We start from the raw sequence: 24788 nt of genomic DNA on the forward strand, positions 1-24788 counted from the left end.
TGTGCCGCCGTTGCCAGATGCTATCCGAAATTCCAAGTGCCCCTTGCCGCCCTTATCATGCATCCGCACTTTGCTGAACAACACGGACATTCGGTATTCTTAGTGCCCCTTGCAGCCCTTATTTCGCATTTGGACTCGATAAACAGTGTGGAAATCCAGCATTCTTTTATTCCACAAACCATCGAGAAAACTTTATTCTTTTTTAAGATTCGCCCAATTGAAAAGCAATATCAAGAGGTATATAATCAGGTAAAGTGCGGACGCGCAGGGGAATATAGTAAGAATAGGAGGATACACAATGGATTTTTTTGACCGCATGGGAGAGAAACTGGTAACTGCAGGAAAGGATGTCACACAGAAGGCAAAAGATTTATCCGGAACTGCAAAGTTAAACTTTGACATCAAGGCAAAAGAGGATTTTATTGAAAAGCAGTATGCACAGATTGGAAAGCTTTATTATGAAGACCACAAGGAAGAAGCAGATGGTGCATATGGACAGCAGATGCAGGCAATTGCAGAGGCATTTGCAGCAATTGACCATATGAAAGAGGAAGTATTAAAGATTAAAGGAGCGCGTCAGTGCCCGCAGTGTGGCGCAACTGTGCCGGAGGACACAGAGTTCTGTGGAAAATGTGGAGCAAAACTGAATATCTTTGAAGATTAGTGGACAACTTACCCATTTGTTTTGAGAAAATCATACCAATGGGTAGGTTGTTTTATGAAAAAACATAAGATATAATAAATGGTATACCAATAGGGAAGAGAAAGGTATAGGGAGGTGCAGCAATTTATGAAGAAACGAATGATAAAGCTGACCGGTGCTTTATTAGTGATAGCCAGCTTGGTTTTTTCCGGATGCGGGAAAAGCACGCAGTTAGACGATTATGCTACCAATGAAGGCAGTGACAGCACAGAAGAAGGCACAGAAGCAGTGGCGGATAACACATCGGGTGATACCGGGGGGATACCGAAGGATGAGATTAAGGTAGGTGTCATTCATCTATCCGATCCGGCAGATGGAAGTGGTTATACATATACCCATGATCTTGGTATTCAGGGAATGCAGCAGAACTTAAATCTTTCCGATGACCAGATTGTGCGTAAAATTAATATTTCGGATACTGATGCAGATGCAACCAGAGCAGCAATACAGGAATGCATTGACGAAGGCTGTAATATTATTTTCACTACAAGTTGGGGTTATATGGAAACCACCGCAGAGATGGCAGAAGAATATCCGGATATTTATTTTTCTCATGGAACCGGATATATGAGTAATGGAAAGAATTTCAATAATTATTTTGGAAGAATTTATCAGGCACGTTACTTGAGCGGAATCGTAGCGGGTATGAATACAAAGTCCAATAAAATCGGTTATGTGGCAGCGATGGATTCAACTAATTCAGAGGTAACCGGCGGAATTGATGCATTTGCAATGGGAATTTATTCGGTCAATCAGAATGCAAAGGTCTATGTAAAAGTTACAAACAGCTGGTTTGACCCGGACGGAGAGAAGGCGGCAGCAGAGATGCTTCTTAACATGGGCTGTGATGTAATTGCACAGCATTGTGATACAGAATATCCGCAGACATTGGCACAGGAAAAAGGCGTTTACAGTATCGGTTATAATTCTGATATGAGTAAAAATGCACCGGAGGCTTGTCTTTGCAGTGTTATCTGGAACTGGAGTGCCTATTATACATCAGCAGTGCAGAGTGTTATCGACGGAACCTGGGATGGCAGCAATTATTATGGAGGAATGAATGAGAACCTGGTAGGACTTACGTCGCTTGCTGATTTCTGCGCAGATGGAACTGAGGAGAAAGTAGAGGAGGCAAAGGCAGCGATTCTTTCCGGGGAAAATGGAGTGTTTGATGGTGTAATTGAGACCAATACCGGAGAAACCGTAGGAAAAGAAGGAAAAACATTAGATGATGCGACAATTACCGGAGGAATAGACTGGTATTTTAAGACGGTTGAAGTGGTAGAGTAGGGGGAAGCAAATGAATCTAAAGAAAAAAATTCTGGCAATTACAATTGGACCGGTATTGATATTAGGAATTATCACCATACTATTTACCGTAACCATGGTGAAGAATTCCATGATGGATGAGACAAAGGATGCATTAAAGGGAACTGCTGCCGCAACGTTGGCAGCATATGACCAGAATACCGGAGATTATCTTGAGACCAGCAATGGGGATATCTGGAAGGGAAGTTACAATATTTCCAAATCAGAGAATCTGGTAGACCGGATTAAAGATAATACCGGAATGGATGTAACTTTTTTCTATGGAGATAAACGAATCATGACTTCGGCAATGGATGAGAATGGAAATCGAATCTTAAAATCCAAAGCAGGAGATGTCATTGTAGAAAAAGTATTAAATGGTGGAGAAGAATGTTTTAGTGAAGCAGTATCTATAGAAGGAACTTTAAATTATGGTTATTTTATGCCGGTATATCAGAATGGCTCCGATACAGATATTGTGGGAATGATATTCGTAGGAACCAATAAGCATGATAAAGATGCTGTTATAATGCGGCTTCTAGGATCGATTGTGGCAGCGGTGGCAGCAATTATGCTGGTCTGCCTGATTGTCAGCACGAAGCTGGCAAGCACTATCAGCAGGAATATCAGAACCAGTATTAAAGCGGTGGAGAAGATTGCAGCAGGCAATTTGAATGTGCAGGTGAATAATAAGCTGCTTAAGAGTAAGGATGAAATCGGAGACCTTTCCAGAGTTACGATTACCCTGCGTGATGCGATGCAGAGGACGATTCTTGAAATTAACCAGAATGTCCAGAAGCTGTTAGAGGCATCCTCTTTACTTGGAACAGCGGCAGATAATACCAATGGAACGATGAATAAGGTACGCTCCGCTGTAAACCGGATTGTGGAGAATTCTGCCGAACAGGCAGAAAATTCAAAGAGTACTTCTGAGCATATGCGTCTGATGGGAGAAAATATTACAGAGACTTCCGCAGAGGTAGAAGCCTTAAACAGCAATGCGGAATTCATGCATCAATCCAGTGAAAAAGCAGCAGAAACACTATCAAACCTGCAGCATATCAACAGCGAAGTAGAGCGGATTATCGGCGAAGTACAGGAACAGACCAACCGTACCAATGATTCTGTGCAGCAGATTCATAAGGCAACTGCATTTATTACATCCATAGCAGAAGAAACGGATTTACTCAGTCTGAATGCATCCATTGAGGCAGCCAGATCCGGTGAAAGCGGCAGGGGATTTGCAGTTGTTGCAGAACAGATTAAGAAATTATCCGAGCAGTCCAACCAGTCCAGCAGTGAGATAGAAGAGACTGCCATGATGTTAAGCGAGGATTCCCAGAAGGCTGTAGAGATTATGCAGAAGATGCAGGAGATCATTGTGAGCCAGAGCGAGAGCATGCAGGATACCCAGAAGGTAGTGGAAGAGGTTGTGGCACAGATAGCCAATTCCATGCAGAGTATCCAGCAGATTAAAGAGACCACAGAGCATCTTGCAAATGTGAGAAATGAGGTTCTGCAGGCAGTTGAGACTCTTTCTAATATAGCGCAGGACAGTGTATCCGGAACGAAAAAGACTTACGAAGATACGGAAGAGGTTGTAGATACCTTTAAGCAGGTATACATGAGCGCAGAGCAGCTTCGTGAGATTGCTGACCAGCTGGCAGGAAGCGTACAGTATTTCCATGTGGAATAAATATACAACCATAGCAATTCTAAAATTGTGAAAAAGTGCCTTTGAAATCGCAGACTGAAAAGTTTATCATAAAAAGAGAAAATATGCGGTGTCAGAGGTGAGAAAATGTATCCAATTGGAGCATATATTGTAAAATCAACAAATGGAGTATGCAAAATAAAGGACATTGTAAATCCGGATTTTGTAGCAGATTCCAACAAATTGTATTATCAAGCTAATCTATCAGAGGAAAAAGACGCGCCAGGAGCAGGGAAAGAAAACAACTACAGTAGATGGACGTTATTTTAATCTGGCAGAAAATCTTCTGTATTCTGAACTTGAATTAGTATTGCAGAAAAATAAAGATGAGATTTACCAGATGATAAAGGCAATTTGTGAAGCTTAAGGATATCGGATGGTCCGGTTGCAAAGGTTGACTTTTCAAATAAATTGTGTTAGTTTTACACCTAGATGATAAACGCAAGGAAGAAGAGAGTACATTTATCGGAATTGTACAGAGAGTTCCAATAAACCGCAGGGTTTAGCTGAGATGGAATCAAGGGCGATAGATGGAAGATGGCTTTGGAGTGGCGGGGCTGAATCTTAAGAGACAAAGCTTCGACAGGACCGCCTGTTATAGCGGGAAGTATTGCAGGATACTTCATGAGGCACATATTGTAAGGTATGTGTAAAATAGAAGTGGTAACACGGATAACACCCGTCTTCTTTCATTAGAAGGCGGGATTTTTTTCGCGAGTAGCGATGAAAATGCCGTGCTTGCACGAGCATTTGAGGAGCACCGCGAAAACCTGTGAAACGAAGTTTCTCAGGTCGCGAGTAGCGAAGCGGCTCGCAGGAACGCTTGAGGAGCACCAAAAGTATAAAAAGGAGAATGAAGATGAGCAGCAAAGGAAAGTTTTACATGACCACCGCGATTGCCTACACATCAGGTAAACCGCACATTGGAAACACTTATGAGATTGTACTGGCAGACGCAATCGCAAGATACAAGAGACTGGAAGGCTATGATGTATATTTCCAGACCGGTACCGATGAACATGGACAGAAGATTGAATTAAAGGCGGAGGAAAAAGGAATTACACCGAAGCAGTTCGTAGACGAAGTTGCCGGAGAAGTAAAGAGAATCTGGGATTTGATGAATACTTCTTATGATAATTTCGTGCGTACTACCGATGAAGACCATGAGACACAGGTTAAGAAGATTTTTAAGAAACTTTATGATAAAGGTGATATTTATAAGGGTTCCTATGAGGGACTTTACTGTACTCCGTGTGAGTCTTTCTGGACGGAGTCCCAGTTAGTAGATGGAAAATGTCCGGACTGTGGCCGTGAAGTGCAGCCGGCAAAAGAAGAAGCATACTTCTTTAAAATGAGCAAATATGCAGACCGCTTAATCGAGCATATCAACACTCATCCGGAATTTATTCAGCCGGTATCCCGTAAGAATGAGATGATGAACAACTTTTTACTTCCGGGACTTCAGGATTTATGTGTATCCAGAACCTCATTTTCCTGGGGAATTCCGGTAGACTTTGATCCAAAGCATGTAGTATATGTATGGCTGGATGCACTGACCAACTACATTACCAAGATCGGATATGATGCAGATGGCAATTCTTCCGATTTATTCAAAAAGAACTGGCCGGCAGATTTACATCTGATTGGAAAAGACATCATCCGTTTCCATACCATTTACTGGCCGATTTTCTTAATGGCATTAGACCTGCCACTGCCAAAGCAGGTATTTGGACATCCATGGCTCTTACAGGGCGGCGAAAAAATGAGTAAATCCAAGGGAAATGTAATCTATGCTGATGATATGGTAGACCTCTTTGGTGTAGATGCAACCCGTTATTTCGTATTGCATGAGATGCCATTTGAAAATGATGGAATCATTACCTGGGAGTTGGTTGTAGAGCGTTTCAATTCCGACCTTGCCAACATCCTTGGAAACCTGGTAAGTCGTACCATTTCCATGAGTAATAAATATTTTGACGGTGTCGTAAAGAGTACCGGAGTCACAGAAGAAGTAGATGACGATTTGAAGGCAGTCGTAACCGGCGCAAGAGATAAGATTGCAGACAAGATGTCCGGACTTCGTGTGGCAGATGCGATTACAGAAGTATTTAACGTATTCCGTCGCTGCAACAAATATATTGATGAAACAGCACCTTGGGTACTGGCAAAGGATGAAGCAAAGAAAGACCGCTTAAGCGAAGTGCTTTACAATCTGACCGAGTCCATCGCTATCGGCGCAAGCCTTTTAGCAAGCTTTCTACCGGAGACCGCAGAGAAAATCGCAGCGCAGCTGAATACAGGACTGCGTGGATTTGATGAGCTGAATCAGTTTGGACTTTATCCAAATGATAATAAAGTAACGGAGAAACCGGAGATTCTCTTCGCAAGATTAGACCCGAAGGAAGTAATGCCGAAGGTAGAAGCAATCCGCGCTGCCCAGAAAGCAGAATTCGAAGCAGAGCAGAAAGCATTAGGCAAAGAAGTTGAGACAGAAGCAAAAGCAGATGCTGCTGTCATCGACATTGAGCCAAAGGAAGAAATCACTTATGATGACTTTATGAAAATGCAGTTCCAGGTTGGGGAAATCATCGAGTGTAAGGCAGTAGAGAAATCCAAGAAATTACTGTGTTCACAGGTAAGAATCGGAAGCCAGGTAAAACAGATTGTATCCGGTATCCGCAAACAGTACACACCGGAAGAAATGGTCGGCAAGAAAGTTATGGTATTAGTAAACTTAAAACCGGCAAAACTTGCAGGTGTATTATCTGAAGGAATGTTACTTTGCGCAGAGGATGAAAATGGAGAATTAGCACTTCTGACACCGGAAAAGGATATGCCGGCAGGAGCAGAAATCTGCTAATTATAAGATTTTCAGATTAGCTATATAAAGAACCCCCGGAAGAACCATTGCAAATTGGTTTTTCCGGGGGTTCTATTATGCGTTGCGGCTACGTTTCTGGTATTTGCTGGAAACCAGATAAATACAGAATATTGCGACGAAGAAGCCAAACTGGATACCGATAAAGCGCCAGTATTTTGCGGTGGTAAGTATTTCATCTGATATGCCGCCCAGCATGGAATTGAGGCGGATATACCAGTAGGTTGGAAGAAAATGCGCCACAGCAAGAACACCTTTTCCCAAAAGGTATTGCGGAACGAAGATTCCGGAGAGGAAACTCAATCCCAGGGAGGCAACATTTGCAATCATACTGAGGGACTGCTGTTTGAGTGCAAAAGTACTTACAAGGAGCGTAAGTGCTATGGAAAACAGCAGAACCATGGCACTGTTTAAAAGAGAGTGGAGTCCGTTTATCGAGAACAGAGTGTCTGGTCCGTAGATAAAAAGTGCAGTCAGGATAAAGAGCAGCCATACAAAGAGACTGAATACGATACATCCTAAAGTAATCTGCGCATTTCTGGACTTTAAGGAAAGAGAGGAGCAGGAAATCCTTGCACCTAAATCTTTCTGGTTAAAGGTCATCAGAATCGGAGTCATACCAAGTAACAGCATATTAATGAGTACATAAGGAAGATACTGGAAGAAATAGGTAAGTCCAATCTGTGCACCATCCGTTTCCTTTTCTTCAAGCTTAAGAACCGTAGTATCGTTTCCTTTGGAAAGTGATTCACTGGATTTTGTTACTGCTTCGGAAAGAGAGAAGCCACCAGCCATAAATAAGCGGACACTGGAAAGATACTCAGTTACCTGCTGGTCTACAAAATAGCCATTGGAGTTGTCCTTTCGCATGGAAACCGGAAGGAAATCTCTGGCATCAGAATCAGTAAGCTGTTCTTCAAAACCTTCCGGGATGGTTAAAATATAGTCAACATTTTGATAATAAAGGGCATCCTGTAAGGTCATAGTATCCGTATCCTTTAAAGTGACCGGATTGTGCATGGAGGAAAGATAATCACTTAAAGCGTGGCTTGCAGTGCTGTCATCCTCGTCAATAATATAAATGTCTGCCTTTGTGGCAGTAAAAGAAGTTTCATGGTCGGATGCTCCGATTTTACTCATGGCAATTACAATAACGGTAAAAATAATATAGTATAAAAGCACAGAAGGAAATTTCTTCTTTGCAATTTTCAGAAAAGTTTTAAATACTTGCATATCTTTTCCTCCTTGTCAGTAAGAATCCACCCAAACAGAAGAGAGCGGAAATGCCAACCAGTGTCAGAATACATTGGAAATACTGGTTTAGGTTATCCTGAATGCCCAGTGTATAGAAGGCACGGGAAATCAGGGCAGCCGGTGAAATCCGGTTGATAACCGGGCAGGTATTCTCGACAATAATCCACATATTTCCAACCATAAGCCCGCTTAAGAAGCAAAGCAGCAGACTGCCGGAGACAAGAATTCCCTGTTTCGTTCCCTCGGAAAAGGCTCCGATGGCACCTACGAAAAAGCCCATGGCAGTTCCGGTCAGACAGCCGACAAATACAGTAAGGATTGCCAGTGGGAGATGGTAGGTTAAATCAATCTTAAGCACCAGTACAATAAATGCAAAGGAAACCAGATTACAGATAAACTGGAATATCACATTGGAAAAAAGCTCTGCTATAATGACCTTCATTTTATGAACCGGAGAGACATTGCGTCTTGCACCAATGGCGGAGAGATTTCCCTGGTTATTGAGGGAAACATACAGTCCGGAAAGGCTGGTAAAGAGGCATGCCATAGCCATCAGATTGTAAAAGTACTGTGTATAAGTATCGGTATTATGTTTGTTTAAAGAAACTTCTTTGGTATAAGTAACCTGCTCAGAGAGACTTTGAAGCAGTGCTTCTAAGTTCTCCGGGTGATTTTTTGCAGTATCCGCAATGGCAGAAACCGAGGAATTGTACTGCTTTACAAATGCCTGCAAAATACTCTGATTCATGCGGACGGTATCAGAGCTGGAAGAAGAAACCGTAAGGGAAAGTGTGACTGTATCAGATGCAGAATCATCTGTATACAAAATACCATCCACTGTCTGATCCTTTAACAGGGAAACGGCTTTTTCTTCTGTGCAGTAGGTTGGAACAAAGAGGGCAACTCCATCTTTTAATTCCGTTTTTTCTAAAAAGGTCTTGATATTTTTTAATGCATCCGAATTATTTTCTTCTACAACAGCAATGGAAACCGGCTTTTGTATTTCGGAACTGCTGATATTGGAAAATGCTACCTTGAACATAATGCCAAGCAGAATCGGAAAAAGCAGTATCCAGAACATCTGCTCCCTATTTCTAAGGAGAATCCGGAAATGATATTTCATGATTTGAAGCATATCTTTCTCCTCCTAGTCTCTTAATTCTTTGCCGGTAATCTCTAAGAATACGTCATTTAAGGTCGGAAGCTCGGAATACACTTTTCCGAAGGTAATCTCATGCTGCTGCAGATAATCCAGCACATGAATGAGATTGTGGCTTCCACCGCTGCATAAAACGGTCAGCATGTGATTTTCGTAAGTTACTTCATAAACATGTTTTAAAGCATGGATTTCATCGATTGCTGCATCCGGCAGGTCTAAGATATCAATGGAAATGCTTTCACTCTTCTTAATCATCTGCTTTAATTCATCCTTCGTGCCGATGGCAAGATTTTTTCCTTTGTCCATAATGGCAATCCGGGAACAAATCTGCTCCACCTCTTCCATGTAATGGGACGTGTAAATGATGGTGGCACCGTTCCGGTTCAGCTCCACGATTCCCTCAAGAATCTTATTCCGGCTCTGCGGGTCAACGGCAACGGTCGGCTCATCCATGATAATCAGCTTTGGTTTATGGGCAATGCCGCAGGCAATATTTAACCGCCTTAAAAGTCCGCCGGATAATTTCTTCGGAAAGAATTTACGGAAATCATCTAAGCCTACAAAAGCAATGGCTTCCTCTACATACTGTTTCCGGAGTGCTTTATCTTTTACATAAAGCCCACAGAAATAATCAATGTTTTCATATACCGTCAGTTCATCCACTACGGCAACGTTCTGCATAACAACGCCGATTTGCCGCTTCAGGTCATAACTATCCGGGTTCATCTTTTTTCCAAATACTTCAATGTTTCCTTTGTCATAGGAAAGCAGGGAAAGAAGGCAGTTGATGGTTGTAGTCTTGCCGGAACCGTTTGGACCGAGCAGACCGAAAATCTCACCTTCTTCAATCTCTAAGTTAAAGTGGTCTAATGCTACAAGCTCTTTATAGCGTTTCACCAGGTTTTCTATTTTTACAACTGGGGTACTCATAGGTTTCCTCCTTTTTTAGGTTGATTGGTTGTGCAGGCGATTGCGAGAGGAGAAAAGAAATTTATAAAAACTGTTTTGCTGTGTTACATCAAAAGCACTGGAGTGTTCGTCGAAACTGAATACTGCATGATGCTTGAAAAGGGGCACTAAGAATTTCGAAACATGAGTAGTTTTTTCGGCAACCGGCGCAAATTCGCATCCATGTTCATATGCGCCTCGCCGGTACATCCCTGTACCGGCGTTGCCGGATATTGGGCGAAATTCCAAGTGCCCCTAACAAGCCTCATAAGGTATCCGTATTCCGATGAACGCTCCAGCGCTTTTGCCAGACATTGGCAAGCCAGCTTCTTTATGAAATTTTCTCTTCTCGCAATCGCCTATAACTTAAGTATAGGGAAAAGAGCTGCAGAAGATAAGTGCATTCTGTCAGGAAATAAAATGACATTTGTCATATCTTAACGTTCCTGTTGTCTTTTCCTTGAAAGAATAGCCGTTGCAAGACCAAGGAAGATAAGACCTGAGATAAACATATATAGTATTTTCATATGAGGGGAAAGAGTGGCATTTCCAAAAGAAATGGTAAGTCCCATATAATCCGCATATCCGGTCTTTATTTCGGAGGGGCAATGAAACCATTGCAATTCCTGATTCATCCAGATTTCACGAATGGCGGAAGCCCCCTGAAAGGCTGGAAGAAAGCGGATGATATATTTAAGAGTCTGGGGCATATTGCCGTATGGAACATAAATTGCAGCAAAAAATCCAATCAGAGTACCCAAAAGCGTGGTCAGACCATTGAATGCACTATTGGTATGAATAAAAGAAGCGCATAAAAAGACAAAGGAAGCAGAGGAAAAAATAATTGCAAGAAGTGCAAAGAGAATTTCTAAAGTATCACGGGCAGCTATAAAGGAGCCATTAGCAATACCAAGATAGATGACTCCGATTATCAATGTGAGCAGGCACATGATAAAGGAGACAATAATTGCAGCAATGACATAACCTGCAACATAGTATCCGCGTTTTACGGGTGCAACAAAAAATGCAGATATCTTACCGGATTCCTCATCTCTTACCATGGTTCCCACCAGAGTCATGGAAATGCTTACGGCATTGACAACCAGGATGCCGGCAATGGTCCAGATAATGATGAGCGAAGATGCATGAACAGCTTCGTATTTCAGACCGGTTCCAAGAACCTGAATTGTGGAATCAATATTTCCCTGTCCGAGAAATGCAATCATAAGGGTTAACACAATAAGAGTAGAAAGAAGAGAAAAGAATACACTGATTCGGTCTCGGAAATAAAGTAAGATATTACGTTTTATAAATGAAATTAGTATCATAGGTTAATCCTCCAGTTTTTTTCCTGTTATTTGAATAAAAGCATCATCCATACTGCCTTGAATAATTTCAATGCCATCATAGGGAGTGGTTATCCGGGGCATGATATGCAAAGCATCTTTGGTAGTAGATAGGGGAATTGCAATTCCGTTAGGGAGACGATAAGAAGCCAGTGAAAGAGCAGCCAATTCCCGGTTCAATGGTGTAATTTTGTCAGTATAGATTTTTAAAGTATCGGAAGCATATTTATTTTTTAACTGGGATGGAGAGCCGGAAGCAATGATTTTTCCGGCATCCATAATGCAAAGTTGTTGTGCCATAGAGGCTTCTTCCATATAGTGTGTGGTGAGAAAAATTGTCATATGGCGCTTTAACCGGAGACTTTCCAGACAGTCCCACATAAGTTTTCTGGTCTGCGGGTCAAGCCCGGTAGAAGGCTCATCTAGAAATAATATTTCAGGAGTATTCATGAGTGCCCGGGCAATTTCGCAGCGTCGTTTCTGACCACCGGATAATTTACGAAAAGGTCGTGATAATAAATTTTGAATGTTAAGAATTTCGGCAATCTCATAGAGATTTTTTTGAACCGTCTTTAAATCTTTTTCATATAGAAAGCCTCTCATCAAAAGATTTTCTTTTACTGTCAGATAATCATCTAAAGTATTATTCTGAAAAACAACTCCAATTTTATTGCGGATGGCATCGGCTTCTTTTAAAGCATCGTAATCACATATTTTGACAGTTCCTGCAGTTGCTTTCAGTAAGGTACAAAGAATATGAATTGTAGTGGATTTTCCGGCACCATTTACACCGAGCAGTCCAAATAAATCTCCTTTTTTAACAGAAAAAGAAATATCATCTACTGCTTTTATATCGGAATAATATTTTTTCAAGTGTGAAATCTGTATTGCATCCATGTTATGCCTCCTGTAGATAGAGATAAATAATAGCGGTTTTATAAATGTAGTATAGTAGAGTGACCGGAGGACTGGTAAGTGCATTCTGTCAGGAAATAAAATGACATTTGTCATATCTTAGGAAAAATGATACAGTAAATGCAGTAGAACCCTAAGGAAGGGGAAGAAAAATGTTAAGAATACTGGATAAGTTACTTCTTTTTGCCATGTGCAGCTGCCTTATTTTCCAGTTAGAGGGAGACTACCGCAGAGTTGTAATCTTCATCATTGGTCTGATTGTGGCAGCGTTGACTCTTTATATTGAAAACCGGAAAGTCATTGGCGCATTGCTGATAGCAATGGCAGTATTGTGCCTAATCGAGCCGGGATTTACCTTTTTGTTGCCGCTGGTGTTTTTTGACAGCTTCTGGTTTGGCCTGTGGTGGGGTATGGGATTTGCAGTTTTATTCTTTTATGCACTGCCGGTGTACCAGCCATGGATGACAGCCATCTGGCTCTTTTTGTCATTGGCAGCGGTGCTATTGGCTTATTGCACCAGACAGGCAACGGAGCTAAAGCGGAATCTGATTCGGCTCCGGGATACCAGCACGGAGTTAAGCTTTGTGATGCGGGAGAAGAACCGCAAGCTTTTAGAGGAACAGGATACAGAAATCTATATGGCAACGCTAAAAGAGCGGAACCGGATTGCAAGAGAAATCCATGATAACGTGGGACATATGCTGTCCCGGGCAATTCTTCAGATGGGAGCACTGAGCACCGTATATGAAGAAGAGCCGCTGCATGGTCAGCTTTTAAAGGTAAATGATACCTTAAATCTTGCCATGAATAATATCCGGGAAAGTGTGCATGATCTGCATGATGATTCCGTGGATTTAAAGCAGGCATTATTAGAGGCAACCCGGGAAATGAAGCAGCATTATCATCTGGATTTAGAATACGATATGTCACAGAATGTTCCACGAAAAGTCAAATATTGTTTTATCGCAGCCGTAAAAGAAGCAATGTCAAATATTGTCAAATACAGCAACGGTGACCGGATTGAGATTGTTCTCAGGGAACATCCAGCACTGTATCAGATGACCATCGAGGACAATGGTACGGATGAGGAAAAGCAGAAAAAAGCAACGGAGCAGATGCGGGAAGAAAAGGATGACCTTAAGAGTGCAGCCGGAGGCATGGGACTTTCGAATATGCGGGAACGTGTGGAGTCGCTGGGCGGAAGCATTCATGTAAACTACGAAAAAGGTTTTAAAATATTTATATCAATTCGAAAGAAAGAGGAGGCAGTATGAGAGTCCTGATAATAGATGATGACGAAGATGTGGTATTTTCCCTGCAGACCATTCTCTGCGCCAAGGGAGTGGAGGTAGTTGGAACAGGCACCGATGGAAGCGAAGCGGTAAAATTGTATGAAGAGCTTCAGCCGGACATTTTATTAATGGATATCCAGATGAAGCCTATGAATGGGCTGGATGCGGCAGAGCAGATTCTTGCAGAAGACAAGACGGCAAGGGTGCTGTTTCTGACCACATTTTCTGATGATGAATATATTGTGGAGGCGTTACGAATCGGTGCGAAAGGCTATTGCCTGAAGCAGGATTTTGCAGCAATTGTTCCGTCGTTAAATGCAGTCATGAGCGGACAGAGCGTTTTTGGTGGAGAAATTGTGAATAAGCTTCCGGTTCTGATGCAGAATAAGGAAAGCTTTGACTATGCCAGCTATGATATCAGTGAAAAAGAGCAGGAAATCATTCACCAGGTGGCACTTGGACGCTGCAATAAAGAAATTGCAGAAGCATTATTTTTAAGTGAGGGAACCGTCCGCAACTATATCAGCAGCATATTGGAAAAGCTGTCCCTAAGAGACCGGACGCAGCTGGCGGTATTTTATTACCAGCATTTATAAAAAAAGAAAGAGGATTTTTATGATTTTTGAGACACATGCACATTATGATGATGAGAAATTCAAAGAGGACAGAGAACAGCTTGTTTCTTCTCTTCCGGAGCAGAACATAAGGCGGGTAATTAACGTAGGTGCAGACTTTGCCGGCTGCGTGGATAGCGTAGCATTGGCAGAGAAATACGATTATATTTATGCAGCAATCGGAATTCATCCAAGCAATATCGAAGATGCAACGGAAGAAAATTTAGCATGGATAAAGGGAAAGGCTTCCTGGGAGAAAACCGTTGCCATCGGAGAAATCGGGCTTGATTATTATTGGGATAAGGAGCCAACAGTGCAGCAGGCACAGCGGGAAATGTTCTGCCGTCAGCTTGCATTGGCAAAAGAGATGAGTCTTCCGGTTATCATTCATTCCAGAGATGCCGCAGAGGATACCATGAATATTATGCAGCAGGCGCATAAGGATGGCATTCCGGGTGTCATACATTGTTATTCTTATTCAAAGGAAATGGCGAAAGAATATGTGAAAATGGGATATTACATTGGTGTCGGCGGTGTAGTTACCTTTAAAAATGCAAAGAAGTTAAAGGAGACCGTAGCAGAAATCGGACTGCCTCACATTGTATTGGAAACTGACTGTCCATATATGGCACCGGAACCGCATCGTGGCACCCGGAACGATTCAAGGAATCTTATTTATGTAGTAAAAACCATCGCCGAACTGACCGGAACAACACCGGAAGAAGTGGAAGCAGTTACCTGGGAGAATGCAAAAAAATTATTTCAAAAAGTGAGGTGACCTTCCTGTCAGAAGGGAATCAGATTTTATAAATATTTTACTTGTATTATAAATATGTATTTGTTACAATCAACACAAAGCATATGTTCTGATTTTCGAGTGGCAAAAGCCAATCTAAATTTCTGGTATCAATTCAATGAATTCTATGCTTTTAAATTCTAATTACAATTTACGAACGCATAGTGCATTGAATAAGCGGAATTTCAGAATCGGAACAGGATATGTAATCCTGCTTTTCCTTGTACTATGGGAAAAGGAGGAAACATGAAAACGTTAGAAGAATTGAATTTGGTGGATGACTTTCTGGTAAACAGCCTGACCAGTCACAAAATTTATGGGGAACAGTCGGCGAGGTATATTTTGGAGTGTATTCTGCACCGGCAGATAGGAAAGCTTACGGTAGTGCCACAGCGTTTCTTCTGCGGAGAGAATATAGAAACCCACGGCATTCGGCTGGATGTATATCTGGATGAAGAGAACGGAGAAATCTTTGATATAGAAGCAGACCAGAATGATGGGAAAGAAGAAATTGTATCATTGCCACGGAGAGTCCGGTTTTACCATGCGAAGATTGATGCAGGCAATCTGACTGCAGGTGATACCTATGGGAGTCTTCGGAATGTCATCGTAATTTTTATTACAACTTATGACCCCTTTGGACTGAATCGTATGGTATATACTATCAAGAATTGTTGTATCGAAGTGCCGGAATTAGAGTATGAGGATGGTGCGCAGACGATATTTTTGTATACACGAGGAAGGGAAGGAAACCCGCCGGAGGAATTAAAACAGCTACTGCATTACATGGAGCATTCATCCATAGAGAATGCTTCCACCGAGAATCTGAAAAAGTTACACCGGATGGTAACAGCAGTCAAGCGGGATGGAGAGGTAGGTCTTGCATATATGAAGAGTTTTGAGAGAGAAGAGAGGATTCGAAGACAGGGCGAAGAAGAAGGTAAGAAAGAAGGTCTGGAAGAAGGCATTATAAAACTCAGCCGTAAACTTGGAAAAGAAGATACGGAAATTCTGTCATTCTTGCAGGAAGAACTGCAGATAGGTGAAGGACAGGCAAAACGGATACTGGAAAAATATCAGTAGTATGGAACAAAAAAAGGGCAGCACTCCTACTGGAGTAGCTGCCTGATTAATTCTAAGTGTAAGTGGATAGCCTTTTTATAAGCATCCATATCCCGGTTCTTAAGGGATAATAAAATTTGTTCATGCTCCTGCTGTGCAGTAATTCTTCCATAAGAGGTATTTCCTTCGCCATAATAAATCGATTTACTGATCAGGTTATTCAGTGTCATATAGAAGACAGGAAGCGGAAGTGTTCAGGGCAGATTCAACCATATCTACAAGATCCGTTTCATTTGGAAGCGTAACATAATTGCCTTTGCCGATTACATTCGTAACCAGTTTTTTCTCGGTAAGAATCTTGATGGCTTCCCGGATGACATTATGGCTGACTCCATATTGTGTTGCAAGAACACGCTCGGAAGGCAGAAAGTCCCTCATCGATTTCTTCTTTTTTGACATTTAATGGAGTGGCAAACCGCATACCATTTCCATTTACGTCACAGCTTAAGGTAAGCATATGGCGTTCTAAGCAGCCCTTCTTTACTTTTGCCCAGATGTCTGGTGCCGGGGAGCCATCCTTATGGGAAAATTCAATGGCAACCATAAGACCGATACCACGGACATCGGAGATGCAAGGATTTCCGCCAAAAGTGGTTCCATGGGTACCAACCGGCCATTTATCCATAATTTCCGGGGGGGGAAATCACGGCACTCATTGGAAGACCGTCGGCAATGGCTTTACCAACTGTCATAATATCAGGTACAACGTCGAAGTTCTGGCTTGCCCACATTTTGCCGGTACGTCCGTAGCCACACTGGATTTCGTCGAAAATCAGGAGAATACCATGTTTATCACAAATTTCACGGACACTCTGTACGAATTTCCTGGAAGGAACGACATAGCCGCCTTCGCCCATAACCGGCACCATATAAATGCAGGCAACATCTTCCGGATAGACAACATATTTCAATAATTTATTCAGCTCAAACAGTGCATAATCGGTACGTTCTTCTTCTGTCATACCGGCAGGACACAAATCTTTTCCAGGATATGGCGCAAAGTAGACATTATCCAGTTTATGGTTTCATCTGCATGTACTCTGCTGCCGGGTAATGTCTGCCGGGTAGAGACTGCCAGGTAAAGTCTGCCAGAAAACAATAGAAACATTTATTTACCGGATGCCAGTTCCACCGTGTCTTTCCAGAATCGTTTTGGAATATTCTGACTTTGCAGCTTCGGATTCTTTCTTGCTTCAATGGCAATGCTGTCAAAGAAACCGCACCAGAGCTTCTGGTATTCCTTCTCGGCAGGGGAAAGCCGTGTGATAACGTCCGGATTTAAATTGGATGCATCCGTAAGGAAGTATCCACTGCCGGCTTTGTGAATGGCGGCAATCTGGTGTGTTGCGTCATAAATCATAAAATGTTCCTGTGGAAGGCGGTCAGTAAAATGTTCTGCCAGAACGGAAATCACCTGATTCTTAGGGTGGATGGTAGAAAACAGGACTCCGTTTTCCAGTTCTTGAAAACGTAAAAAACCAAGCAGATGGTGGGCTTCATTTCCGGTGGAACGACTTAGTTCAAAGACTCTTGCAATATAAGGATTGCCAAGAGCCTGTAAAATCCGATGACCATCCGCTAAAGAAAATCCATATAAGAGTGTACGGTAAATGCAGTCGGCTTTGTCCGGATGCTCATTCTTTTTCTTATCATCATGGGCAAGAACCGCCTGAAGAATATCCTGATAGACCTCCATGCCAAGACGGGCAATAATGGTGCGTCCAACCTTTTCGCTCTTTTCGGAATCCGGTGTGACAGTAATATATTCAGAAAAGAGTTCGTAAGTTATTGTATCATTGATACAAAGCTTTATATTTTTGTGCCCGTATCTGCTGGCCCAGGCATCATAGATGCCGGTAAAGATGCCATCGATGGAATCTTCACAGAGAAATATATGCATAAGAAAAAGTCCTTTCCTGTTTACTGAAAAATCATGGTTATAGCAGTTTATCCGACGCATAAATCGTTGGTGGTCAGTTTAAAATCACTTAAAGCATCTTCATCGAAGAAGGAAATCTGCTTATAACTGGAATCCCGTATTTCCTTCGGAATCTGAGTTTTATCCTGCATCAGACAGCTGCAGATATAATCTTCATTTTGTGGAATGGAATACATCATACGACCGGAGCAGGTAATAAAGTAGGCAGCCCGTTTTAAGACAACTCCGATTTTCTTTAAATCGGAAAAGTCAAGGCGGCTGTGACGGCGGGCTTTTACAATACGGTTGGCAGATTTCACACCAATGCCCGGAACACGTAGTAAGGTGTTGTAATCTGCCCGGTTAATCTCTACCGGAAAGGCTTCTAAGTGGCGGAGTGCCCAATCGCATTTCGGGTCTAAGAAGATATTAAAATCCGGACGGTCTTCGCTTAATAGCTCTCCGGCAGAAAAACCATAGAAGCGAAGCAGCCAGTCTGCCTGATACAGGCGGTGTTCCCGCAGAAGGGGTGGACCACCGGGAAGGGTTGGCAGATTGGAATTGTGATTTACATTGACAAAGGCTGAGTAGAAGACTCGTTTCAACTGGAAATTCTGGTATAAGCCTTCTGCTACCTTCATAATCTGATAATCGTTTTCCGGGGTGGCACCGATAATCATCTGGGTGCTTTGGCCTGCCGGTACAAATTTCGGGGTCTTATGGTAAACCATCAGCTCATTCTGATTTTCCATAATGCCATTTTGAATCAGACGCATGGGCTTTAAGATGGTTTTGCGGGACTTATTTGGTGCAAGAGTCTTCAGTCCGTCTGCGGTCGGAAGTTCCAGATTAATGCTCATACGGTCAGCAAGAAAGCCTACTTTTTCAATGAGAACCGGGTCGGCACCGGGAATAGCTTTTACATGAATATATCCGTTAAAATGATGGCGGACACGGAGCTGGTAAAGTGTCTGATAAATCAGTTCCATAGTATAATTCGGGCTGATGAGAATACCGGAGCTTAAGAAAAGACCTTCAATATAATTTCTGCGGTAAAATTCCATGGTAAGGGTACAGACTTCGTCCGGTGTAAAGGAAGCCCTTGGCACATCATTGTTGCAGTTATTCTGGCAGTAGGCACAGCGGAAAATGCATTCATTGGTAAAAAGAATCTTAAGCAGGGAAATACAGCGTCCATCGGCAGAGAAGGTATGGCAGATTCCGGGAGCAATGGAATTACCCATGCCATGGCCGTTTCCCTTGCGGTCTACACCGCTGGAGGTACAGGCAACATCATATTTGGCGGCATCCGAAAGGATGGTCAGTTTTTCCATTAAAGACATGTTTTCTGTTATGTTCAAAGCAATCACCTTTTCTATCAAATATATGGAAGCACTTGCAAAGGAAGTAGTGGTGGAAGCCTGTCCTGTTTTAATGATTTATCAGATAAGAGCAGCATTGTTCATCAAACGCCAGATGCCGCATAATGCCTGCAAAGGGCACTAAGAATTTCTTTGTAGTATGTAGTTTTATCCGGCAACCGGCACAAATTCACATCCCTGTTCATATGTGCCTCGCTGGTACATCCTTGTACCAGCGTTGCCTGCTTTCAGATGAAATTCCAAGTGCCCCTAGCAGCCCTTATCAGGCATCTGTCCTTCGATGAACAGTGCCGCTTTTCCATAAGAAAAAGACAAGACAGGCTTCCAGCCATCCATCTTCCATTGTAAGTTTTATGAAAATCCCCAATAATAGTTGCGTAGAACTATTTTCCTCTGTTATCATAAAAAGGACTGGACAAATCAGAACGTTTGTTCTAAAATGATTGTAACACAGAAAAATGCAGTTGGCAACAAAAAAACGAACATTTATTCGAAAAAAGAAAGAGCGGTTAAATAAAGGAGCAGGCATGGCGGAATTAGGAAATCCACAGAATACAATAGAGGTACTGCAGAAGTACCGGTTTAATTTTCAGAAGAAATTCGGGCAGAATTTTTTGATAGATACTCATGTGCTGGATAAGATTATCGATGCATCCGGAGTGACGGAGGATGATTTTGTATTGGAGATTGGTCCGGGAATCGGAACCATGACACAGTATCTTTGCGAGCGGGCAAGAGAAGTGGTTGCGGTGGAGATAGATAAGAATCTGATTCCGATTTTGTCGGACACACTGAAGAATTATTCCAATGTAACAGTAATCAATGAAGATATTTTAAAGCTTGATATCTGTAAGCTGGCAGAAGAGAAGAACCAGGGAAAACCAATCAAGGTTGTAGCGAATCTGCCTTATTATATTACCACACCGATTATCATGGGACTGTTTGAAAGCCATGTGCCAATTGACAGCATTACGATTATGGTGCAGAAGGAAGTGGCAGAGCGTATGCAGGAGAAACCGGGAAGCAAGGAATATGGAGCACTTTCCCTTGCAGTACAGTATTATGCGAAGCCGGAAATCGTGGCAAATGTACCACCGAACTGTTTTATGCCAAGACCGAATGTAGGCAGTGCGGTCATCCGTCTGACCCGGCATGAGAAGCCGCCGGTAGAAGTGGAAGATGAGAAACTGATGTTCCGTATTATCCGGGCATCCTTTAACCAGCGCAGAAAGACACTGGCAAACGGACTGAATAATTCCCCAGAGATACATTTGCCGAAAGAGGTAATACAGGAAAGTATCGTAAGCCTTGGGGTTCCGGAGAACATTCGTGGAGAGGCACTGTCCTTAGAGCAGTTTGCGGAACTTTCCAATGAGATAGGACAGCGTATGAAACAGTAATATTTTACTGGTATACATCCATTTCTGTTACATATATATGTAGAACAGGAGTGGACAGGATATGAAAGAAAAAATAAAAATGATACTGTGTCTGTGTCTGATTATTGCAGGATTACCGATACTTATGACCCTGGTGTTCCAGGGGGATGAGATATTATTGGATACAGACAGCAATGAAATACAACATAAGAGCAGTCATCCCGATAAAGAAGAGAAGATGGCTGCTCTTGTGTCTATTCTGGCACGGGATATCCCGGTTACCTATGAAGAAGAAGCGATTCGTGCGCAGGCAGTTATTGTGCGGACCAATTATGAATATGCCCTGTCGCAGGGAAAAGCACCGGAGACGGGACTGAGTGTTGCAGAGCAGACCAAATTGTTTGGAAATGAAAATTATAATCGATATTATCAGAAATTAGAAAATTGCCTGATAGATACCGAGGGGGAAGTCTTAACATATCAGGGACAGGAAATTGAGGCTCCCTATTTTGCAGTCAGTGCAGAGAAAACGAGAGGGACAGAGCTTCCTTATCTCAAAAGTGCCGAATCCATATGGGACATTACATCAGAGGATTTTCTTAAGGTGGAATTCTATGATGCAGGAGAACTGGTGGATACCTGCAATCAGGCATTTCCGGAAGCAGGACTTACAGCGGAGGATTGGGTGAATACGCTGGTGGTGACAGAGCGGGAAGAAAGCGGATATGTAAAAACCATACAGGTTGGGAACAGTAGTGTCAGCGGGGAGGAATTCCGCAAGGCATTTTCCCTGAATTCCGCCTGTTTTTATATCAGGGAAATCGATGGCAGGGTACGTATTGTGACCAAAGGTTTAGGACACGGTTATGGACTTAGCATATATGGAGCAAATGAGATGGCAAAAGAGGGAAAAACTTATCAGGAGATTTTAAGCTATTATTATTCCGGAATTGAAATTACAAAAAAGTGAAATATAAAGAAGAATAAAATATAAAAAAGAATAATATATGAAAAAACTGTTCATACTTATAAAAAATAAGATATGGATGGTGAGAAAATGAAAGGAAGAAGATCATGGATGATTGCCCTGGCTGTCATGGTACTGGTAGCAGGAGCAATGACAGCAGTATATAGTTATTCCCAGAAGGAAGAAAAAAAGCAGCAGGAAAATGTTGCAGATAAGGATGCAGGAAAAGACAAAGGCAATAAAAAAGAAGATGGAGCTTCGGATGATTTTGTGGCAACGCTTCCAAAGACAGAGGAAGAAACATCGGAAAAACTGGCAGAGACAGACAGTATCATAAAACCTTCTGATAACGTAGTTGCTTCAAAGGATTCGGATGGACAGGCACAGTCCGACAGCGGGCAGACGGAAGAAGAAAATGTAACAAATGCAGCGGCTGAGGTAGAAAATGAACCTGAGACAAAGGCGGCAGCAGCCACCACAAAAACACTGCATTTTGCGGAAGAGGATGGATTAAACTGGCCATTGCAGGGTAATGTAGTCTTAAATTACAGCATGGATCAGACCGTGTATTTTGCAACGCTGGATCAGTATAAATATAATCCGGCAGTGATTATTGCCGGAGAAGTAAATGACAGGGTATCCGCAGCCGCAGAAGGAAAGATAACTGATATTTCCAACAGTGCGGTCACAGGATGTACCGTGACTATGGATTTAGGAGATGGTTATAGTGCTATTTACGGGCAGCTTAAGGAAGTGCCGTATGAAGTGGGCGACATTGTCGGCAAAGGAAAACTGGTAGGTTATATTGCGGAACCGACGAAATATTATTCCGTGGAAGGAAGTAATCTTTATTTTGCCTTGCAAAAAGATGGCGAACCGGTAGACCCGGTAAGCTTCTTTGAGTAAAAGAGCCATACTTGAAAAAAGAGCCGCATACCTATATAATAAAAGACATTAAAAAATACGAAAAAGGGTGCGCAAAAAGATGGATTTTAATGCTTACAGCAGCGAAGTATTGGAATGGTTAGAGGGTGTCCGGAAGAATCGGGGAACAGATGCCGAAAAAACATTGATGCTATGTAAAAATATAAGAGATTATGCCAGAGAGCAGGATGATGAGAAACTGTTAGGCTATGCCTATTATTACAGTGGCGAGACATATTATCTTCTGAATGATGTGGATAAACTGTTTTGCAATCTTTCCTGTTCCCTGCCATACCTGGAGCATTCCAGACAGCATGGTTTATTGGCAAGAGCCTATAATATTCTTGCCATTACGTCCATGAATCGTGGAAATGCTCCTTTTGCCATGGATTATTATCTGAATGCCAGAATGTATTGTGAAAAATATAAATTATATGATATTGGCATTATTATCAATATTAATATCGGTATGCTTTATAATAATTTTGGGGAATACCGGCAGGCAGAAAAATATTTAGAGCAGGCATATGATTTATTGCAGAAGAATAAGGAAATACCGGAATATTACAGTTATCTTCTGAATATCTATATAGGACTGGGAAACAGCTGCTTTTATCAGGAAGAGTATATGCAGGCACAGGAATATGCACTGCGGGCAAAAGAGGTGTGCAGTGGACATCTGGAAGAGTTAGAGCAGATTGCCTTTGCCTGCTTTGAAGCAAGACTCTGTAATGCCATGGGAAAGAAAGAAGAATGTGACCGGAATATAGCAATTGTGCAGAAGGTATCAGATACCAGAATGCCGATTCTTGATATTTTTGATGATCTTTATGCTTATTGTGAGATGCTGTTAGATACCAGAAAGGAAGAGGAATTCTGGAAATTAGTAGAACTTTTAGAGAAGATGGCAAGGGAAGCTAAGATTATTTATATGCAGAAGCGGATTCTGACTTTAAAAATCCGTTATTATAAGCGGCAGGAAAAGAATCGTGAATATCTGCAGGCATGCGGTTTGTTTTTTGAATTGTCCGAGATACTGGAAAAAGAAAATAAATATATCATGACCTGCATCTTAGATATGCGTTATACATTGGAAGAGACGAACCACAGCAGAAAGAAGATGGAAAAAGAAAACAGGATTCTCTTAGAGCAGTCCCAGACCGATGCACTGACCGGAATCCCGAACCGCTATCGGTTAGAACAGCATGCGCAGAAGGTATTCGAACATGCCATAGCAGAGAAAATTCCAGTGGCAGTGGAAATACTGGATATCGATTATTTTAAACAATATAATGATAACTATGGGCATCAGAAGGGTGATTTATGTATCTGCCGTGTAGCAAAGGAAATTCAGAAGTTAGCGGAAAAGGATGATATTTTCTGTGCACGGTATGGAGGGGATGAATTCATTTTAATTTATGAGGGATATTCCAGAGAAGCCGTAGTCATTCTTACAGAAAAATTAAAGCGAAGCATCCGTGACCTTAATATGGAGCACGCTTTTTCAGAGGCACAGCGCTATGTATCCATTTCCCAGGGAATCTGTTATGATATACCGGATGCGGACAGAACGATGAAGAACTTTTTGCAGAAAGCCGATGATTTACTCTATCAGGTCAAAGAAGAAAACCGGGGAGGAATCTGTATTGGAAGCTGTCGGTAAATGGAACATACATAAGAAAACTGCATAAGATAAAATGTAACGGCCAAAAATCCGCAATCGATACTTTTTTACCAGTTTATGGAATATGAGTAAGATACTTTTTTGGTCGATTGCTTTATATAGAGATAAGACTGGGCGGTGCCCGGTCTACATAGGAAGGATTACATGAAAGAGAAACATAATTACACTTATATGGTGCTCTGCCGGGATGGGAGCCTCTATACCGGCTGGACGACTGATATTGACAAGCGGATTGAAGCACATAACAGTGGAAAAGGAGCAAAGTATACCAGAAACCGGGGACCGGTGGAGCTGCGGTATTTAGAGGAATCCGGGACGAAGGAGGAGGCCATGCAGAAGGAAGCAGCCTATAAAAAGCTGACCAGAAAGCAGAAGGATGCGCTGATTTTGTCGAAGAAAAATCTGTTGCAGTAAATTGACAAGCAAAAAACAGTCTGTTATGATTAGCCGCGGTGGCTTTTTATAAAGTGACTGGAGAACAGGTT

At 42.1% G+C, this 24788-nt stretch carries 26 protein-coding genes; 16 read left to right on the forward strand and 10 right to left on the reverse strand.

Going from position 1 to position 24788, the window contains the following annotated elements; genetic code table 11:
- The 6 genes from OCV43_RS06740 to metG form a co-directional block, all read left to right on the forward strand.
- A partial coding sequence (locus OCV43_RS06740; protein WP_262623689.1) for a hypothetical protein occupies window positions 1-312 on the forward strand: 312 nt, incomplete at its 5' end.
- Window positions 299-664, forward strand: coding sequence for a zinc ribbon domain-containing protein (locus OCV43_RS06745; protein ID WP_022244247.1), 366 nt, complete (start codon window positions 299-301; stop codon window positions 662-664). The genes OCV43_RS06740 and OCV43_RS06745, both read left to right, overlap by 14 nt.
- Window positions 665-790: 126 nt before the next feature.
- Window positions 791-1993, forward strand: coding sequence for a BMP family ABC transporter substrate-binding protein (locus tag OCV43_RS06750; RefSeq protein WP_262623691.1), 1203 nt, complete (start codon window positions 791-793; stop codon window positions 1991-1993).
- Window positions 1994-2003: 10 nt separating this feature from the next.
- Complete coding sequence (locus tag OCV43_RS06755) at window positions 2004-3707, forward strand: methyl-accepting chemotaxis protein (protein WP_262623692.1); 1704 nt, start codon at window positions 2004-2006, stop codon at window positions 3705-3707.
- Between the two features lie 105 nt (window positions 3708-3812).
- Window positions 3813-3995 (forward strand): hypothetical protein, encoded by a 183-nt coding sequence (locus OCV43_RS06760; RefSeq protein ID WP_262623693.1) that lies wholly within the window; start codon window positions 3813-3815, stop codon window positions 3993-3995.
- A gap of 589 nt (window positions 3996-4584) precedes the next feature.
- The gene (gene metG, locus OCV43_RS06765) at window positions 4585-6585 is read left to right on the forward strand and encodes a methionine--tRNA ligase (RefSeq protein WP_262623694.1); all 2001 of its coding nucleotides are present in this window, start codon (window positions 4585-4587) and stop codon (window positions 6583-6585) included.
- A 75-nt stretch (window positions 6586-6660) separates the two neighbouring features.
- Here the strand turns inward: metG and OCV43_RS06770 are convergent, their stop codons facing one another.
- From OCV43_RS06770 to OCV43_RS06790, 5 genes are all read right to left on the reverse strand, one after another.
- Complete coding sequence (locus OCV43_RS06770; protein WP_262623695.1) at window positions 6661-7836, reverse strand: ABC transporter permease; 1176 nt, start codon at window positions 7834-7836, stop codon at window positions 6661-6663.
- Window positions 7823-8992, reverse strand: coding sequence for an ABC transporter permease (locus tag OCV43_RS06775; RefSeq protein WP_262623696.1), 1170 nt, complete (start codon window positions 8990-8992; stop codon window positions 7823-7825). The genes OCV43_RS06770 and OCV43_RS06775 overlap by 14 nt, the downstream gene beginning before the upstream one ends.
- 12 nt (window positions 8993-9004) lie before the next feature.
- Window positions 9005-9946 carry an ABC transporter ATP-binding protein gene (locus OCV43_RS06780; RefSeq protein ID WP_022244240.1) on the reverse strand — a complete coding sequence of 314 codons (942 nt, stop codon included), beginning with the start codon at window positions 9944-9946 and terminating at the stop codon, window positions 9005-9007.
- A gap of 455 nt (window positions 9947-10401) precedes the next feature.
- Window positions 10402-11292, reverse strand: coding sequence for an ABC transporter permease (locus OCV43_RS06785; RefSeq protein ID WP_262623697.1), 891 nt, complete (start codon window positions 11290-11292; stop codon window positions 10402-10404).
- Between the two features lie 3 nt (window positions 11293-11295).
- Window positions 11296-12207 carry an ABC transporter ATP-binding protein gene (locus tag OCV43_RS06790; RefSeq protein ID WP_262623698.1) on the reverse strand — a complete coding sequence of 304 codons (912 nt, stop codon included), beginning with the start codon at window positions 12205-12207 and terminating at the stop codon, window positions 11296-11298.
- 170 nt (window positions 12208-12377) lie between these two features.
- Here OCV43_RS06790 and OCV43_RS06795 point away from each other — a divergent pair, with 170 nt between their 5' ends.
- The 4 genes from OCV43_RS06795 to OCV43_RS06810 all read left to right on the forward strand — a co-directional run bounded on the left by OCV43_RS06795 (window position 12378) and on the right by OCV43_RS06810 (window position 16010).
- Complete coding sequence (locus OCV43_RS06795; RefSeq protein ID WP_262623699.1) at window positions 12378-13499, forward strand: sensor histidine kinase; 1122 nt, start codon at window positions 12378-12380, stop codon at window positions 13497-13499.
- Window positions 13496-14113: a response regulator gene (locus OCV43_RS06800; RefSeq protein WP_117842127.1), complete on the forward strand. Its 618-nt coding sequence runs from the start codon at window positions 13496-13498 to the stop codon at window positions 14111-14113. The genes OCV43_RS06795 and OCV43_RS06800 overlap by 4 nt, the downstream gene beginning before the upstream one ends.
- 19 nt (window positions 14114-14132) lie before the next feature.
- Complete coding sequence (locus OCV43_RS06805; RefSeq protein WP_227709869.1) at window positions 14133-14909, forward strand: TatD family hydrolase; 777 nt, start codon at window positions 14133-14135, stop codon at window positions 14907-14909.
- 264 nt (window positions 14910-15173) lie between these two features.
- Window positions 15174-16010, forward strand: a complete 837-nt coding sequence (locus OCV43_RS06810; protein WP_262623700.1) for an Rpn family recombination-promoting nuclease/putative transposase — start codon at window positions 15174-15176, stop codon at window positions 16008-16010.
- Between the two features lie 195 nt (window positions 16011-16205).
- Here the strand turns inward: OCV43_RS06810 and OCV43_RS14130 are convergent, their stop codons facing one another.
- The 5 genes from OCV43_RS14130 to OCV43_RS06830 all read right to left on the reverse strand — a co-directional run bounded on the left by OCV43_RS14130 (window position 16206) and on the right by OCV43_RS06830 (window position 19328).
- Window positions 16206-16448 (reverse strand): FadR/GntR family transcriptional regulator, encoded by a 243-nt coding sequence (locus tag OCV43_RS14130; RefSeq protein WP_416906623.1) that lies wholly within the window; start codon window positions 16446-16448, stop codon window positions 16206-16208.
- Window positions 16369-16674: a PLP-dependent aminotransferase family protein gene (locus OCV43_RS06815; protein WP_262623701.1), complete on the reverse strand. Its 306-nt coding sequence runs from the start codon at window positions 16672-16674 to the stop codon at window positions 16369-16371. The genes OCV43_RS14130 and OCV43_RS06815 overlap by 80 nt, the downstream gene beginning before the upstream one ends.
- Window positions 16667-17065: an aminotransferase class III-fold pyridoxal phosphate-dependent enzyme gene (locus OCV43_RS06820; protein ID WP_331494982.1), complete on the reverse strand. Its 399-nt coding sequence runs from the start codon at window positions 17063-17065 to the stop codon at window positions 16667-16669. The genes OCV43_RS06815 and OCV43_RS06820 overlap by 8 nt, the downstream gene beginning before the upstream one ends.
- Before the next feature lie 92 nt (window positions 17066-17157).
- A complete protein-coding gene (locus OCV43_RS06825) occupies window positions 17158-17949 on the reverse strand; it encodes a TIGR03915 family putative DNA repair protein (RefSeq protein ID WP_022244231.1) in 792 nt (263 codons plus the stop codon).
- A gap of 47 nt (window positions 17950-17996) precedes the next feature.
- Window positions 17997-19328: a putative DNA modification/repair radical SAM protein gene (locus tag OCV43_RS06830; protein WP_262623703.1), complete on the reverse strand. Its 1332-nt coding sequence runs from the start codon at window positions 19326-19328 to the stop codon at window positions 17997-17999.
- Between OCV43_RS06830 and OCV43_RS06835 the strand changes: the two genes are divergently transcribed.
- The 6 genes from OCV43_RS06835 to OCV43_RS06860 all read left to right on the forward strand — a co-directional run bounded on the left by OCV43_RS06835 (window position 19321) and on the right by OCV43_RS06860 (window position 24717).
- On the forward strand, window positions 19321-19473 hold the full coding sequence (locus OCV43_RS06835) for a hypothetical protein (RefSeq protein WP_262623704.1): 153 nt from the start codon (window positions 19321-19323) through the stop codon (window positions 19471-19473). The genes OCV43_RS06830 and OCV43_RS06835 overlap by 8 nt on opposite strands.
- 403 nt (window positions 19474-19876) lie before the next feature.
- A complete protein-coding gene (rsmA, locus tag OCV43_RS06840) occupies window positions 19877-20749 on the forward strand; it encodes a 16S rRNA (adenine(1518)-N(6)/adenine(1519)-N(6))-dimethyltransferase RsmA (RefSeq protein ID WP_118057543.1) in 873 nt (290 codons plus the stop codon).
- 61 nt (window positions 20750-20810) lie between these two features.
- On the forward strand, window positions 20811-21698 hold the full coding sequence (locus OCV43_RS06845; protein WP_262623705.1) for a SpoIID/LytB domain-containing protein: 888 nt from the start codon (window positions 20811-20813) through the stop codon (window positions 21696-21698).
- An 87-nt stretch (window positions 21699-21785) separates the two neighbouring features.
- Complete coding sequence (locus OCV43_RS06850; RefSeq protein WP_262623706.1) at window positions 21786-22601, forward strand: M23 family metallopeptidase; 816 nt, start codon at window positions 21786-21788, stop codon at window positions 22599-22601.
- A 79-nt stretch (window positions 22602-22680) separates the two neighbouring features.
- A complete protein-coding gene (locus tag OCV43_RS06855) occupies window positions 22681-24282 on the forward strand; it encodes a GGDEF domain-containing protein (protein ID WP_262623707.1) in 1602 nt (533 codons plus the stop codon).
- Between the two features lie 165 nt (window positions 24283-24447).
- On the forward strand, window positions 24448-24717 hold the full coding sequence (locus OCV43_RS06860; RefSeq protein WP_117697895.1) for a GIY-YIG nuclease family protein: 270 nt from the start codon (window positions 24448-24450) through the stop codon (window positions 24715-24717).
- The last annotated feature ends 71 nt before the right edge of the window (window positions 24718-24788 follow it).

The organism is Roseburia amylophila, from assembly GCF_025567465.1.
GTDB lineage: Bacteria > Bacillota > Clostridia > Lachnospirales > Lachnospiraceae > Roseburia_C > Roseburia_C amylophila.